We start from the raw sequence: 14248 nt of genomic DNA, 5'->3' as shown, positions 1-14248 counted from the left end.
GGCTCTCTTTCGAATTAGTAGCGTCACCTAGGTTGGCATTCTCAGCTGACTGGCCATGGCCAACCCCTCGAAGGCACGCGGCGATCGCGCCGAGCGGGAGGCCGCCGAACTGCTCACCCTCCTGCTGGCCCTGCCGATCCGCCGCAAACTCGGTGCTGGCCGCCTCGACGATGAGGGCGACCTCGACGGCCTCGACGGCTTTGCGTTGCAGGTGGCTGACTGGTCGGATGCGGCACGCGCCATGCGCGAGAAGCCCGCCGGCGCCGAGCGTCAGCGCCGCAACGGCCGCCTCCCCCACGCCGCCACCCTGGTGCGCTTTCGCGGTGGCACCTGGCGGGTGGTGCTCACTCCCGAGCAGTGGGCGCGGTTGGTGCTGGCTCTGCGGGTGCTGGCTCCCTCCACCGATCCCGCTCCCCAGTTCACGCCCCCTGGCGTCCCCCTGGCGGCAGCCGCGGAGGGCACGTCAGAGTGTGCGTTAGTCGCTGCTTACCAAGGTGCTGCCTGATGGCTAGTCCAGCCCACGCTCTCTACCCCTCCCAGGAGTCGCGGCTTGCTTTCGGCCGTACCCTGAGCCTCTGGCTGGAGCGCGGCGGCTGGAGCCACGACATTCCGCTGCGCTGGGGCAAGGCCGCTGGCTTTCCCGCCATTGCCGATTCGACCTTCAACAAGCTGCAGCGGGGCAAGATCGAGCAGCCCTACCCGGTGACCTTCATCCAGCTCGGGCTGATCAATGCCCGCCTGGTAGCCCAGGATTTCAGCGGTGTCGACGACCCCGCTCTGGTGGCTCGCCTGGCCAAGCAACGGCCGATCCTCCACGAGGACGGCGTGCCCTGGATCGCCACCGACTTCTTCTCCCACTTCATCGGTGAGCAGGAGGCTCCCGAGTGGGCCAGGGAGCGCCCGCTGCCAACTCAGGAAGAGGCCGCCTGCGCCTCCGCCGCCATCGCTGATCGCTTTCGCGAGCAGGCGAGCGCCGCAGGCCTGCCGATGCTCGAGGCCTGGCGTTCGTTTGCGGCCCACGTCAGCGGCGAGACACCTCGGCGTCTCTCAGGTGAGGAGGTGGAGGTCTTGCGCAGCGTGCTCAGCGGCTGGGACGTGTGGTCGCCGGAGCAGCTGCAGGAGCTGATCGATCCGGACGATCGGCTGCGACCTGACCTGGCCCTGGACACCTGGGCCGCCAGTCTTCTCAATCCTGTCGTAACGCACCCTTAAGACTCACCGTTTAACGCACGTTAAGGTTAGGATAGGGCTAATCAGGATCGCTCCATGCCCTCCTCCTCGTCTGCGGCTCCCGCAGCGCCGCCCCCCGCTACCGAGCAGCCCGCCTATCCCGCCACGCTGGTCCTCTCGCTGCTGGCGTTTCATCGTCGCGTCGGTCCGATCTTCAAGGGCACCGATGCCAAGTACGGCAAGTTCGCTGACCTGCGCACCGTGCTCGATGCCGTCACCCCGCCCCTGCTGGAGCAGGGGCTGGTGCTCACCCAGACCCTGCTCGCCGGTCCCGGTGATGCCACCTTGCTGCGCACCCAGCTGCTCCATGCGCCCAGCGGCCAGGAACTTACTTCCGATCTGGCCCTGCCCACGCTCGACACCCTGCTGGCCCGGTTGCATGACCTGCGCCTGGCGGCCCTGAGCGGTTTTTCCTTCGATCTGCAGCTCGCCGCCGCCGGCACCCTGCCACCGGCATTGCCACCGAAACCCACACCGCCGGTCGCTAAGGCACCCGAAGCCAACGGCAATGGCACTCCCCCTGCCAGCGCCGAGAAGCCCCTGCTGCCGCCGCCCTCCCCCCAGCGCCAGATCGGCCTGCGGCTCGACGATCAGATCAAGGGCTTCTACGGCACGCTCCAGAGCCTCGGCACCACAACCAATCCGCTCCACTCGATCGGGGGTGCCGTGACCTACTTCCGCCGCTACGCCATCCTCGCGATCCTTTCCCTTGCCGCTGAAGACAACGACGGCGCCGATTACGGCGACCTCGAGGACCGGCAGCCCCAGGACGGCAGGGCCTCAGCCCGTGGTCGCTCTCGCCATCACTCCGCAGCAGTCCAGGCCCCAGCTGCGGTGGCGGCTCCCACCAACCAGACGCCCGCACCCAGGCCCTCCTCACCCCGTGGCCGACGCAGCGCAGCCGCCGCTGAGCAGGAGGCACAGGCCACGCAGGCCACAGCGCAGGTGGCGGCTTCTGGTTCTGCTGCTTCCTCTGCTGCTCCTCCTGAGGCTGACCCTGCTGTTCCTGCTGCTGCTGATCCTGTCAGTCCTGCGACTCCTACCACCGCGCCTCAGGCCGCTGAGCTCACCCCGGCTGAAATCCAGGGCCTGATCGGCTCCATCCGCTCTCTGCCGAACGAGTCGATCCCGCCCCTGATCGCTGCCTTCCGTCAGCACTTCGGCCTACCGGAAGCTGCCCTGGTGAGCGACTACATCAGAACCCGCGACCATGCGGCCTTCATCGCTCAGCGCGTGCAAGAACTCACGCCCGTTGCCGTCTGATCCATGGGCACTCCCAATCTCAACAACGGCCCGGAGCCCTTCACCAAATGGCTTCACTCCCAGCGCAACGGCGCCACCCACAGCGAACTCACCGACGCCCTGGCCAAGGTCGCCCTCGCTGTGATGGAAACCGGCAAGGCCGGTGAACTCACCCTCAAGGTCCGCATTTCCAAGGCAGCCCGTGGCGGCGGTCATCAGATGTTCGTGGCGGATCAGATCACCACCAAGATCCCCGAACTCGACAGGGAAGAGACGCTGTTCTTCTTCGATGAGGACTCCTTCTCCCTCAGCCGCAGTGATCCCCGCCAGCCGGAACTACCGCTGCAGGTTCTGCCCCGACTTCAACCTTCCGACCTCAAGGAGGCCTGATCCATGGCTGAAACCAACAAGTCGCCGCTTTGCGGCTTCGAGGCCCAGGTGATCGTCGATCAGGCGCGCCTGGCGGCAGAAGCCAAGCTGCTCTCTCCCCTCAAGGTCTGGGCCGTCGCCACTGCTTCAGGCGTTCAGATCATCGATCTCGACACCGACGAGCACCGCCGCCGCCATGGCCAACCTCCCTTCATCAAGAGTGGGGTCTTCAGCTTCAGCGAACACGACTCCTTCACCGCCTACGTCAAGCTCCACGAGCAGAGCGGCCGCACCACGCTCTACGCCAACCGTGAGGCCGGAACCATCGAAGCGGTGCTCGACGATCACGCCGCTGGCGATCAGGGCCGCGGGGAAGAATCGCTCGCCGGCTGGGGCCGGCATCGCGCTCGCCTCAGCCTCACCCCCACCACCGCCTGGTTGGCCTGGACCGCCATTTCCGGCCAGCCGCTCGGCCAGCTCGAGTTCGCCGAGTACCTCGAGGATCACGCCGCCGACATCCGCGAGCCCCAGGCAGCTCAGCTGCTGGAGATCGCCACCACCATCTCGGCCACCAGTGGCGCTGTGATCAAGGCGGCCCGGCGCCTGGACAACGGCCAGGTGCAGTTCGCCTACGAAGAAACCATCGAAGCCAGAGCAGGCCAGGCCGGAACCCTGCAGATCCCGCAGCGCATCGTCCTCGGCCTCTCCCCTTACGAAGGCATGGACCCCTTCCGTGTTGAGGCCCGCTTCCGCTACCGCCTCAACTCCGGCGCCCTGCGCTTCACGGTGCTGCTCGATCGGCCGGATGAGATCCAGCGAGCCGCCTTCTCACAGGTGCTCACCAAGGTGGCGGAAGGCGTTGATCTGGCGATTCTTCACGGCGCCGCCCCGGCGCTCTGAGCCGATGGCGAACACTCTCACCCCCCCGGGCGCCCCATCACCCGGTCCCGCAGCCGAAGGCGGCCGTCGTCGCTATGGCCGCCGCACCTCCGCGTTACGCATCACCACCAGCCTCTGGCCTGATGTGCTCGCCCGCGTCATGGCGCATGCCGAAAAGCACCGGCTCACCCTCAGCGGTGCCGTGCATGACATTCTCCGTCGCCACTTCAAGCTCCCCATCGACAGCTGATCCATGGCGCTCCCCAAGCTCACGATTAAGCTCTTCCCACCCAAGAAACAGGGAACCAGTTATTCCGCTTCCGGCAATCTCATCCTTCCGCTCACTGATGTCCATGCCTTCGCCGAATGGCTGCTAGGCCAGAGCGGTGAATACGACGATTACCTCAACGACAATGTCGTCCGCCTGCTGGCCTTCGAGTATCACAACCAGTCCAGAGGTGGGAACAATTATCGAACGGTCCAACTCAAGGACCCCTCGGACCTGCCTGGCAATGGTTCCCAAGGGCAGGCTCCAACGCCTGCCTACGCCAGTGGCAGCGGGTTTCAAGGCAATCCCTCCCCTTGCGATGACGATGAAATTCCCTTCTGAACCATGTCTCTTCACCCGGCTGTCCTCACCACCTCCGTGAAACACCTGGCCAATGCGGTCCTGGAAGACTTTGAGCGGGAGTACTGGGCCGGCAACCACTGCCGCTCCCGCCTTGCCGCTGCACCGATCCAGGCGGCAGCCCGCCACATTCTTTCCACCGATGAACCGCTTCAGCCGCCGCAGGCGCCGCCGCCCGATGCTGACTCGGAGCACCAGCGGCTGTATGGCGACGCGCTGGCGGCCTGGGCTCAGCTTGAGCATTGCCGCACACGCTTTCAGGACCTGATCCGGTTCCTGCACATGGACATCCCATGAGCGGCGAACACAGCAAACCGGAGCAGACGTACCTGGGCGATGGGGTCTACGTCGCCTGGAACGGCTGGGCTGTGGAGTTGCGCGTCAACTCTCCCCGCACCGGCCCGGTTGCGCTGCTTGATCCGGTCACCCTTGCGGCCACAGGACGCTGGCGGGAGCGAGCAGGGCTGCAGCGGCCGGCGCCATGAGGACCCAACGCCTTCCTGCCATGGGCAGTGCCCGCCCCCTGCCGCTGCCGCTCGCCATCGCCCGCGCGGTCCGCATCCGCCGTGAACTCAGCGCCTCCCTCGCTGATGAGCGGCTGCCCGCTGACCAGCTCCACCTCCTCGCGGTCCTCCGGTGCTGGCACGGCTACAAGGACGCGGCTCGCTCGATTGCCCGCTTCCCCCACCTCTACCGCCTCCTCTCCTCCTGCCGCTGGATCTGATGACCCTCCCAGCCCCGCAGCTACGCCCGTCGCCGAGCGGGCCACAGACGCTGCTGATCCTCGATGTGGAAACCACCGGCCTCGAGCCCCCTCAGGCCGAGCTCTGCGAGATCGGTGCGGCCCTGTTCTCGGTGCCGCAGCGATCGATCCTCCAGCAGCTCTCCTTCCTGCTGCCGGTGTTCAGCAATGACGCGCAGGCGATCAACGGCATCGCGCCGGGCCTGACCCTGCTGCCGGCCCCGGTGGAGGAGGCGGCCGTGCTGTTGCGGGCGATGGTGCGTCAAGCCGATGCCCTTGTGGCCCATAACGCCGCCTTCGATCGGCCTTGGATCGAGACCTTTCTGGACACCGCCACCCACCCGGATCTGCAGCGCCCCTGGATCTGCACCTGCGAGGGCATCACCTGGGAGGACGTACGCCCCAACCCATCGCTGCAGTCCCTGGCGCTCGCCCATGGCGTTCCGATCTGGGCCGCCCACCGCGCCCTGACCGATTGCATCTACCTGGCCGCCATCCTTGAGCGTGCCGCCGCCCTGGAGCAGAAGCTGCTGGAGGGCCTGCTGCCCCGCCGCCTGGTGGCCGCTGATCTGCCCTTCGCCCGCAAGGACGAAGCCAAGGAGGCGGGTTTCCGCTGGCTGCCGGATCGCAAGCTCTGGATCCGCAAGCTCACTGATGCCCAGATCGAAGACCTTCCGTTTCCCACCTACGAGGTGCAGCTATGAGCCGCCGGAGGAAGAAGCCGAGCTGGACCCCAGCCACCGAGTTCAAGGTCACCATGCTCAAGCCCAACGGCCCCAAGCCCGGCCAGGCCACTGACGCCTGGCTCTACGGCAAGGAGAAGGGACGCCAGGAGCTGATGGATGACCCCCGCAACCGCTTCAACGATCTGCCATGAGCGTCACCAACCATCTTCTTTCTGCCCATTCCACGATCTGTATCAACCGCTTGCGCCAGAGCGTTCACCCCGCTCTCCATGTCTGCAGGCGCCGCCAGGAGAGCCGCCTGCTCACCAACCCGGAGCAGGTGCAGATAGTCGCCGCGGACATGCGCGACTCGCGCCAGCTGGAGGCCTTGGTGCGGCGGCGGACGAGCCCCAGGCAGATGAACCCCAGCAGGATCAGTCGCCTTGGGAGCAGCCGGCGGAAGTGCACGGAATCGGGCCGGGCCCGGATGCCACCGATCCGGATGACGCCATCCACACGGTGATTTAAGCCGCCTGCTCAGCTTGCAGACCGAATGGAGATCGGGTGCCCGCATTCCCGTAGCGTGCGGGCCATTCCTGTGCAGTGCTGGGTGCCCTTGCCGCCGGGGAACGCCACCAGGATCATGCCGCCAGCCACGCCCGCCTGCTGGGCGGTGGCGACTGCAGACCTGAGCATTTCACGGTTCCTGATCGGTCCCGCACTGATGCCGTGCTTCGACCACTGGGCCAGCATCGGCCGCACCGACCAGCCGAGCCGCCTGGCCACCTGATCGGCCAAGGAATCGGCACCACGAGCCCCGCCATGGAACAGGGCCGCCACCGGCCGATTCCCCACGGCAGCGAGCAGCTGGGCCTGGATCCGCCCCAGAGACCAGGCCAGCTCCCGGCCGCCTGTGACGACGATCACCAGCGGCGGCCGCGCGACAAAGCAAGTATCCATTTCACAGCCGGATCATCCGGTGTTAACGCACCCTATTCTAGCGGCTTAAAGCCTAAGATCCATTGACTTGACTGGGTTTCTGGCGGCCGGCCCCCGAGCGCCAGGCCACCGCAGCCGCGGGAAAGTGGCCTTGCCCCCGTGACCCAACCGCCCCAGCCGGGTGGCGGCGAGGGAAGGCCGAATCAGGCCAGGGCAAGGGTGAGGCCGTCAGGCCGAACTCGCGTAGCCCTTGCGCGGCCTGACACCTTGACGCCCCGCCGCCGGGCGCCCGCACTGCTTGTCCCGTCTGGCATCCCATGCCTGAATGTCTAAACTCAGGTGCGTTACTGCGTAACGACTACGGATACCCTACGTGTACTTGCTGATCCTGCCGCTCAGATGCGCGTGCAGCTTGCGGACGCGTTGGGGGAGTTCGACGACCTCGCGCCGGATCCTGTCGTTGAGATCCTGCGCAATTCGGCTCCACTCGAAGACCCTGATGGTCACCCCGCCTGGCCTGATCTGGCCAGGCAACCAGAAGATCTGGAAGCCACCGGCGTGCCGAGCGCGAAACAGCCTCGCGGCGTTCAGTTTCCCCAGCAGAAGAACAGCCGCCTCAAGCCCTCCCATGCCGAAGTGGAGTCCCGCATTGCTCAGCTGCAGCTCTGGATCGCCCAGCGCCAACCCAAGCGCTTCATCAGCGAGAAGGCCTTCGAGCTGTGGGGGATGACTTCCTCCTACACCCTGCGCAAGTACATCAAGGTGGCCCGCTCCCGCATGGCGCAGGAGCTGGTGACCGATCGCTCGCTGCACATCGCCGAGCAGATTTTCGCGCTGATGGATGTGGCTCGCCGTGCGGCTGACGCCGAGCAGTTCTCCGCAGCTGTTGGTGCTCACCGCGTGGTCTGTGAAATCTCTGGGATGCTGCGCGCCCCGATCAAGCCGCCAGGCGAGGTGGCCTGATGGTGGCAGGGCCGCTGCTGCACCCAAGCCTCGGGCCTCTCGCCCCCAGTCGCCTGGCCATCGGGCCCCTGGCCTCTGACCATCGTGCCCCTGCGGTTCAGCTGCTCGATGGCGGCCTGCTGCATTCCCCCCACCACCACGACCCCTGGCGCGATGGTGGCCTGCTGGGCATCGCTGATCCCGCCCTTTCCCTGGCCAGCACGGCGCCGCTCAGCTTCCGGGAGTTCATCGCTGATGCCTTCCCCCGCTACGGCTTCCACCGCTGGGCGTTGGTGCTGATTGCCCTGCTGCAGGCGATCGCCGATGGCCAGCTCTCGCGTCTGATCGTCACCTGCCCGCCGCGGCTGGGCAAATCACTGCTGGTTTCCAAGCTGTTCCCCGCCTACTTCATCTACCGCCACCCGCACCTGTTCGCCGCCATTGCCAGCTACTCCGGTGAGCTGGCCTATGCCCACTCCCGTGAGGCGCGGCACTTCTACCGCGTCACCGGCAACCAGCTCTCCAAGGATTCCGCGGCGGTCGGCAACTGGCTCACCACCCAACGCGGCGGCTGCATCGCCGCTGGTGTGGACGGGCCGTTCACGGGCAAGGGCTACAGCCTCGGTGTGATCGATGACCCCTACAAGGGCCCCGCCGATGCCGGCTCCGCCCGGGTGCGATCGCGGATCGAGGACTGGCTCAAGGCCGTCTGGTTCACCCGCGCCGAACCCCAGTTCACCGCTGCCGGTGATGGCGCCCTGCAGCACAACCTCTCGGCCCAGGTGATCGTGCTCACCCGCTGGGACCACGAGGACGTGATCGGCTGGCTGCTGGCCCAGGAAACGGGCGATGCCCCCCAGGAATGGCACATCCTCAACCTGCCGGCGATCGCCGAGCACCCTGCCGATCGGCAGAGCTTCCCGGCGTCCTGCACCGTTGAGCCCGACTGGCGCCAGCCAGGCGAGGCCCTCTGCCCTGAGCGGTTCCCGCTGAGCGAGCTGCTCAAGATCCGCTCCCGTGTGGGCTCGTTCTGGTGGAACGCCCTCTATCAGCAGCGGCCCTCACCGGCCCAGGGGGCAATCTTCCAGCGGGCCTGGATCAAAGCGCCGTTCCCCCGCGAGCAACCCCGCCGCTTCTCGCCCCTGGTGCTCTCCTGTGATCTGTCCTTCAAGGGGGAGGAGCAGAACGACCACTGCGGCTTCGTGCTGATGGGTCTGCTGCTTCCGGATGTTGCACGGCCGCAAGCTCCAGAGAGGCAGGCAGCAGGGCCACGGGCCGTAAGGCCCCTGGCCACGCAGCTGGAGCTGGAGGTGATCTGGGCGGCCCGGCACCACTTCGATCTGCCCCAGACGATCCGCTTCCTGCTCTCCACCCTCGCGGCTCTCGACGCGCAGGGCCTGCGGCCCCAGGCGGTGCTGATCGAGGACGCCGCCAATGGACCGGCGGTGCAGCAGACCCTCAAGCGCAAGGTGCCGGGGCTGCTGCCGGTCGCCGCCCGGGGCAGCAAGGAGTCGCGCGCTCATGCCGTCGCCCCGTTGCTGGAGGCGGGCCAGGTGCGCTTCCACCACCGCGCTGCACCGCTGGTAGAGGAACTGCCGCGCTTTCCCAAGGGAACCAAGGATCTGGTCGATGCCTTTGGCCATGGGGCCCTGTGGCTGGAGACCCGCTACTGGCGCGGCCTGGGCATCAAGCGCGATCCGCTGCCGATGCTTCTCTCTCGCTGACGCCGTGGCCCAGCTCTGCCTGCCCCTGCTCACGACGGCCACTGATGTTGTTGTCCCCTCGCTGCGCCCCCTACACCGCCGCCGCCGGATCCCCTGCGTTCATCAGCAGCTCGTCTTTGCCTTTCCCTACCAGCCGCCTCCCCAGCCGCCACGCAAGCGCTGGCGGCAGCGGCCCGAGCACCCTCAGGCGGCGGTGCATCGGCTCGCTCTGGCTCATGTGGACTTGGCCGACAAGATCGCCGGCAACTTCGCTCGCCGCACCAGCCATCCCTTTGATGATCTGCGCCAACTCGCGGTGATCGGACTGCTCAAGGCAGCCGCACGCTTCGATGGCACGGGTGGGCGCTCATTTCGGCCCTACGCCCGCACCTACGCCAACGGCGAGATCACCCACTACCTGCGGGATCACGGCTTTGCGATCAAGGTGCCGCCGTCCTGGAGAGACCTCTACGCCAGCGGGCAGAAGTTGTTGCGCGAAGGACTGCCTCCCGATGCGGTTCCGCACCGGCTGGGGATCACGGCCGAGCGTTGGCGGGAGATTCAGGATGCCTGCTCGATCACGGTGATTGCGCTGCAGCCGGATACTTGAGGACTAAAAAGCAAATGTGGCACATTCATGGCCTTTTCTGACGCTCTTGATGATCTGCAACCTGGGGAATTTAGAGTATCAGTTGGCTTGACTCTTTAGGTCTCTTCAAAATAGTCGTTGTCCACATTCTTGAGTTCAAAGACTTCGCGTGGATTGACGCCAATGTTGTTCGCAATCATGAGTCTTGCTAGCCGCTCTCCGTCAATAAGTATGATCTTGCGATCGATGGAACTGACAAACTCATGGGCGCTCTTGGGAAAGTCTGAAGTAGTAATGAACACTCCTTTTCTTGCGTTTCTACCCATCAGACTTCCGGCAAAATCACGAATTTCCTTGACTGGAACTGTGTTTTCCCAGCGTTTTGCCTGCAAGTAGATAGTATCCAATCCAAGCTTATCCTCGTTTATAATTCCATCAATTCCTCCATCACCAGACTTCCCTAAGGCGCTGCCAGCCTCTTTGCGTGAACCACCATATCCCATTTCAATCATGAGATCGACGACGAGTTTTTCAAAGAAGGCGGGTGAGCAGCCCTTTACGATTCTCAGCAGTTCACTCACCAGTCCACGGTTGACGATTTCGTATGCAGCGAAGATTATCTCTTCGGGCGATCTAGTTTGTTCTTCAACCGCGGATTCTGCTTCAACATCGACGGACTCTTTGCCTTTGGCCTGATGAAAATCTTTGAAACGTGGAATTTTCTTTAGGTCGCTGATCTTAATCTCTCCATTATGAGTGGCAAGAAATTCATGACCACTTTTTGTTCTTTGTAGATATGCGCGCCTATCAGACCCAATCAGCCCTGCTTTCTTAAGATATGTGTTCGCCCATCCTAGTCGATTGTCAAAAAGGAAAGCTCTTCCGCTAGGAATCTTCTCCCTTAGATCGTCTTCCGTTAATTTAAACAATTCAATAAGCTTCTTTGTGACGACTTTTAGTTCTTGTTCAGGGAGATTATCGATAACCTCGAGGAGTGGTCGCATAAATCTCTGAAAATCCGGCACGCTCATCGTGTTTCTTCACTAGATTCATTGTCCAAGGATAACACTCAGGATCAGCGGCGGGACATGACTTTGCATGATGGTTCGGCATAAATGTCACCGCTCGCTGGATCTTGATGTTAGGCGCCTTAGAATTAGGCTCAGGTGGATATTTCTCGAGGCGTAGACCGAATACTTCTGAATGTACTACCGCGCTGAGCGATTCTACTAGGCGGCTTCGCCCATGCGCACAGGCTAAGATTTGTCAAGTTTATGGGTTGCGTCTACGATCTATCCCTATATGTTAAGCAGACTCTTTATAGGTCGACATGAGGACTCGTATTGCTAAGTTGCTCGCTATTCTTTTTTCTTTCTCCGGCACTGCTGCCTATGCTGGCTACTCACCACCAATAGAGTCGGTGGACGCACTTAAAGGAGTTAGTTTTAGCGGCCAAGAAGTGGGCTTCAAGTATCGCGAGAGATTTAACGAGTGTGACCTCACCAACACTTGCGACAAAGCTGCGTTGAAGTACGGTTGCTCTGCAGATCCAAATAAAAACAGTGCGCTGATGAGGCTTAGAGGCGGTGTAGTCTTTTTTGATGCAAAAATGGGACTTGATACTGATGGGGCCCCACTTTTATATCCAGACGCCACCCATCAACCTGAAACTTCATTGCAATATCAGATTCCAGGGAATATCAGCCTCAATTCTGATCGTGTTCCCTTCATTGTTATTCCTCTAGGTGGGTTTCAAAGAGATCTTGGTGTTGAGCTTGGAGATATCGCTGCTATTGTGTATAATAATAAACGTGTCTATGGTGTCGTTGCAGACCAAGGCCCAAAATGCAAGATAGGAGAAGGGTCGATTCAGTTGCACGAGAAGCTAGGCCATCGAGTCTGCCTTTCAAGAGACAATCAAGGTAATTGCACCAAAGTTAAGGATGTTGGAATTGCAGGTAATGTACTTTACTTTATCTTTCCAGGTACTAGACAGGCCTTATTTTCTCATGTTAATAACCAGCCGTTACAACCTTCAAATATTAATGAAAGACTTCAAGTAAAAGGCGAGCAGCTATGGAGACAGTTTACATCACACTAGATTCATCGATATTCAGCCATTGCTGTTCGTGAATACTACCTTGGATGAGGTCTCCAGTTTTTTCAATGATTCAGGCTACGTCATTTCACCATTGGAGGATTAGAAGTCATGATTAACCAACTCATCGGCTATTCAAGCAAACTGACTCTTGCCGGCATTGTTGGCGCTGCATGCATGTTCTCACCCCCCGTCTTTGCCGAGGTATTAAGGGGAGACCTCGACATTAAGAACCTAACCATTGGAATTGGTGACAGCAAGATTAATGTAGTTGTCTATAAGAATACAAGCAAGCCTAGTGGCCTTACATTTCTCTCTTTGCATAATAATGAACAAACTTTTAATCCAATTGTAATTGCGAGCGTTATTGAGAAGGGAGGTAGTTTTGTTGCACTCTCTCCCCCTCTGGACAAAGGGGGCAATCTGTGCAGGTTTGTGCCCTTTTCGGTTGGCGGCGAGAGCTATTACTTTGACCCTAACCGCATTTGGGATGATAACCGCATCAAAGTTGGTTTATCGGCTAATTGCATCTCTAATGAGCTCGGATCAATTCCTTCTAGTCCTGCTGTTCTATCAAAAGTCAATTCCGCAGTCGTTGGCTTCCGTAATGATCTTATTCGAGTGCTTGGGATCAATAATCAAGATCCGAACCTGTACCTAGTCGTTGTTCATAACAATCGGTTTCTTGCTTTCGATTCCGAAAAGCTAATCCCCACTGCATGCGCCAAGAGATATACATCAAAGAGTCAAGCCTCGGACCAAGCATCTCGTGGTGACTTCTTTTTCGTCACGGATGACAGGACGTTTGATTTTTATTCTAGCAAAGACTACAATGTTGTCAAGCAACTTCCGTCTACGCTATCAACTAACACGTGTCTTGATGGCTCGCTGTCTATTTATGCTCAGTCAAAAGGTCTCCCATTTACGACTGTAGAAGTTAATTACTCCGATGATGGTGACAGTGATCGAAGTGCCTTGAAGGCGCAGAAGAAGTCTGCTTCAATGTTGAAAACAGTTTACAATGCTTATAACTCATTGTACTAACTGCTTATCGAGCAGGTTTTCCGTGTTGAATTCGACTTAAACAAGTTTCTTGTGATTTCCGAACGCAACCATAGCTTGTTCTTAATTCAAGGGAAAGCGCGGATTCTTGGTAGTGCATTCTCTATGAGATAACTGACTATCTTCTATCCTATGACTTGGCAAATCTTTAGCTATACGCGACTAACGCATGCCATCACCAGGCCGCATGGAGCTTTGGTTCGGGTTGGCTGCTTGAAGGTGGCAGCCTTTGTCAATAGCATGATTTTACAGCATCATGAGACGCTAATTCATTCTCCAGCTACGGCAGTCATTTCTATCTTCTGAGGTCTGCAGCCTAGCGCCACTAGGTAAGATCGTACACTGATCAGTAAAGGTAGGGTTCAGAGACGTACGCATATTGACTTGAGCGCCTCTAAGCGTTGCCCCTCGTAGATCTGTTCCATTTAGATTTGTTCCCTGTAGATTCGCCCGTCTGAGATCAATATGCCTCAAATACAACCCGGAAAGGTCAGCGCCGCTAAGGTCTGCTCTCTCCAGAGAAATCTGATAGTGCAGATCAGAATTGGCAAGAAACTCAATGACCTGACGCTTGCTCGCAGGATCTATCTCTGACAACAGGAGAAGTGTCCTTAGACGCACCAGAGAACGAAGGGTTGGATAGTCACCTATCTTCCCTTTCTTCCCTTGGGCAGCTGTCTTTGTTGCCAACTCAGTAGTGCTAGTTAGATAGTTCTGCATCCTCTCTCGTTTGGCAGAACTGTCATTGAGCCAAACGCCAAAGATTGCTAAGACGATTGGGACAAGTAGTAGCTTTAGCATCTCCCAAGCCAAGGTGTCCTTGATCTCTTTTGGGGATGAATCCTGATTGCTCATAATTGGATGGGATTGCGATCTATTCTAGGGCACCTCGATGAAAACAGATAAATTAGCCGAGACGTCCAATCTGATTCCAGTCCTGCCAAAGCGTTTCAGTTGTCTGGACAGGCAACAACGGTCATTTTCAATGTGCCCTCTAGTAGCTGCTAAGGCATGCACAGATCTGCATGACTGTATAACGAACAAGGATAGATCGTGCGCAGCCACGATCTTATCCGGTGGTTGGACTAGCCCTTTTCGCTATTGACCAGTGGCTTACGGTAGATACGTCGGCCCGAATCTCAGCTTTCCTTCTGAATTCC

21 protein-coding genes are annotated in these 14248 nt (G+C 60.3%); 18 read left to right on the top strand and 3 right to left on the bottom strand.

Annotated features, from left to right (window positions below):
* Positions 1 to 55: 55 nt before the first annotated feature.
* The 13 genes from KBY93_RS12350 to KBY93_RS12290 are packed head-to-tail and all read left to right on the top strand — an operon-like array spanning position 56 to position 6278.
* On the top strand, positions 56 to 505 hold the full coding sequence (locus KBY93_RS12350) for a hypothetical protein (RefSeq protein WP_255094729.1): 450 nt from the start codon (positions 56 to 58) through the stop codon (positions 503 to 505).
* Positions 505 to 1212 carry a hypothetical protein gene (locus tag KBY93_RS12345; protein WP_255094728.1) on the top strand — a complete coding sequence of 236 codons (708 nt, stop codon included), beginning with the start codon at positions 505 to 507 and terminating at the stop codon, positions 1210 to 1212. The genes KBY93_RS12350 and KBY93_RS12345 overlap by 1 nt, the downstream gene beginning before the upstream one ends.
* Before the next feature lie 54 nt (positions 1213 to 1266).
* Positions 1267 to 2493, top strand: a complete 1227-nt coding sequence (locus KBY93_RS12340; protein WP_255094727.1) for an ERF family protein — start codon at positions 1267 to 1269, stop codon at positions 2491 to 2493.
* A gap of 3 nt (positions 2494 to 2496) precedes the next feature.
* Entirely contained in the window at positions 2497 to 2862 is a 366-nt protein-coding gene (locus KBY93_RS12335; RefSeq protein WP_255094726.1) for a hypothetical protein, read from the top strand.
* Between the two features lie 3 nt (positions 2863 to 2865).
* Positions 2866 to 3741, top strand: coding sequence for a DUF2303 family protein (locus KBY93_RS12330; RefSeq protein ID WP_255094725.1), 876 nt, complete (start codon positions 2866 to 2868; stop codon positions 3739 to 3741).
* 4 nt (positions 3742 to 3745) lie between these two features.
* Positions 3746 to 3970: a hypothetical protein gene (locus KBY93_RS12325; RefSeq protein WP_255094724.1), complete on the top strand. Its 225-nt coding sequence runs from the start codon at positions 3746 to 3748 to the stop codon at positions 3968 to 3970.
* A gap of 3 nt (positions 3971 to 3973) precedes the next feature.
* Entirely contained in the window at positions 3974 to 4330 is a 357-nt protein-coding gene (locus KBY93_RS12320) for a hypothetical protein (protein WP_255094723.1), read from the top strand.
* Positions 4331 to 4333: 3 nt separating this feature from the next.
* Positions 4334 to 4645 carry a hypothetical protein gene (locus KBY93_RS12315; protein ID WP_255094722.1) on the top strand — a complete coding sequence of 104 codons (312 nt, stop codon included), beginning with the start codon at positions 4334 to 4336 and terminating at the stop codon, positions 4643 to 4645.
* On the top strand, positions 4642 to 4833 hold the full coding sequence (locus tag KBY93_RS12310) for a hypothetical protein (RefSeq protein WP_255094721.1): 192 nt from the start codon (positions 4642 to 4644) through the stop codon (positions 4831 to 4833). Before KBY93_RS12315 ends, KBY93_RS12310 begins: the two co-directional genes overlap by 4 nt.
* Before the next feature lie 20 nt (positions 4834 to 4853).
* Positions 4854 to 5072, top strand: a complete 219-nt coding sequence (locus KBY93_RS12305) for a hypothetical protein (protein ID WP_255094720.1) — start codon at positions 4854 to 4856, stop codon at positions 5070 to 5072.
* Positions 5072 to 5794 (top strand): exonuclease domain-containing protein, encoded by a 723-nt coding sequence (locus KBY93_RS12300; RefSeq protein WP_255094719.1) that lies wholly within the window; start codon positions 5072 to 5074, stop codon positions 5792 to 5794. The genes KBY93_RS12305 and KBY93_RS12300 overlap by 1 nt, the downstream gene beginning before the upstream one ends.
* Complete coding sequence (locus KBY93_RS12295; RefSeq protein ID WP_255094718.1) at positions 5791 to 5967, top strand: hypothetical protein; 177 nt, start codon at positions 5791 to 5793, stop codon at positions 5965 to 5967. Before KBY93_RS12300 ends, KBY93_RS12295 begins: the two co-directional genes overlap by 4 nt.
* On the top strand, positions 5964 to 6278 hold the full coding sequence (locus KBY93_RS12290; protein WP_255094717.1) for a hypothetical protein: 315 nt from the start codon (positions 5964 to 5966) through the stop codon (positions 6276 to 6278). The genes KBY93_RS12295 and KBY93_RS12290 overlap by 4 nt, the downstream gene beginning before the upstream one ends.
* 14 nt (positions 6279 to 6292) lie before the next feature.
* On the opposite strand, the gene KBY93_RS12285 is transcribed toward KBY93_RS12290, so the two are convergent.
* Positions 6293 to 6682 (bottom strand): SLOG family protein, encoded by a 390-nt coding sequence (locus KBY93_RS12285; RefSeq protein ID WP_255094716.1) that lies wholly within the window; start codon positions 6680 to 6682, stop codon positions 6293 to 6295.
* A 411-nt stretch (positions 6683 to 7093) separates the two neighbouring features.
* On the opposite strand from KBY93_RS12285, the gene KBY93_RS12280 reads away from it, so the two are divergent.
* From KBY93_RS12280 to KBY93_RS12270, 3 genes are read left to right on the top strand one after another with little or no spacing between them, the layout of a single operon-like run.
* Positions 7094 to 7657, top strand: coding sequence for a hypothetical protein (locus KBY93_RS12280; RefSeq protein ID WP_255094715.1), 564 nt, complete (start codon positions 7094 to 7096; stop codon positions 7655 to 7657).
* Positions 7657 to 9360, top strand: coding sequence for a terminase (locus KBY93_RS12275; RefSeq protein ID WP_255094714.1), 1704 nt, complete (start codon positions 7657 to 7659; stop codon positions 9358 to 9360). Before KBY93_RS12280 ends, KBY93_RS12275 begins: the two co-directional genes overlap by 1 nt.
* A 4-nt stretch (positions 9361 to 9364) precedes the next feature.
* A complete protein-coding gene (locus tag KBY93_RS12270) occupies positions 9365 to 9949 on the top strand; it encodes a sigma factor (RefSeq protein ID WP_255094713.1) in 585 nt (194 codons plus the stop codon).
* A 95-nt stretch (positions 9950 to 10044) separates the two neighbouring features.
* Here the strand turns inward: KBY93_RS12270 and KBY93_RS12265 are convergent, their stop codons facing one another.
* Positions 10045 to 10959 carry a restriction endonuclease gene (locus tag KBY93_RS12265; protein ID WP_255094712.1) on the bottom strand — a complete coding sequence of 305 codons (915 nt, stop codon included), beginning with the start codon at positions 10957 to 10959 and terminating at the stop codon, positions 10045 to 10047.
* A gap of 299 nt (positions 10960 to 11258) precedes the next feature.
* Between KBY93_RS12265 and KBY93_RS12260 the strand changes: the two genes are divergently transcribed.
* On the top strand, positions 11259 to 12029 hold the full coding sequence (locus tag KBY93_RS12260) for a glycoside hydrolase family 75 protein (RefSeq protein ID WP_255094711.1): 771 nt from the start codon (positions 11259 to 11261) through the stop codon (positions 12027 to 12029).
* Between the two features lie 108 nt (positions 12030 to 12137).
* On the top strand, positions 12138 to 13070 hold the full coding sequence (locus KBY93_RS12255; protein ID WP_255094710.1) for a hypothetical protein: 933 nt from the start codon (positions 12138 to 12140) through the stop codon (positions 13068 to 13070).
* A 282-nt stretch (positions 13071 to 13352) separates the two neighbouring features.
* On the opposite strand, the gene KBY93_RS12250 is transcribed toward KBY93_RS12255, so the two are convergent.
* Positions 13353 to 13808, bottom strand: a complete 456-nt coding sequence (locus KBY93_RS12250) for a pentapeptide repeat-containing protein (protein ID WP_255094759.1) — start codon at positions 13806 to 13808, stop codon at positions 13353 to 13355.
* Positions 13809 to 14248: the final 440 nt, after the last annotated feature.

The organism is Synechococcus sp. J7-Johnson, assembly GCF_024345795.1.
Taxonomy (GTDB): domain Bacteria; phylum Cyanobacteriota; class Cyanobacteriia; order PCC-6307; family Cyanobiaceae; genus Regnicoccus_A.
This window is presented reverse-complemented; position numbering and strand designations above follow the sequence as displayed.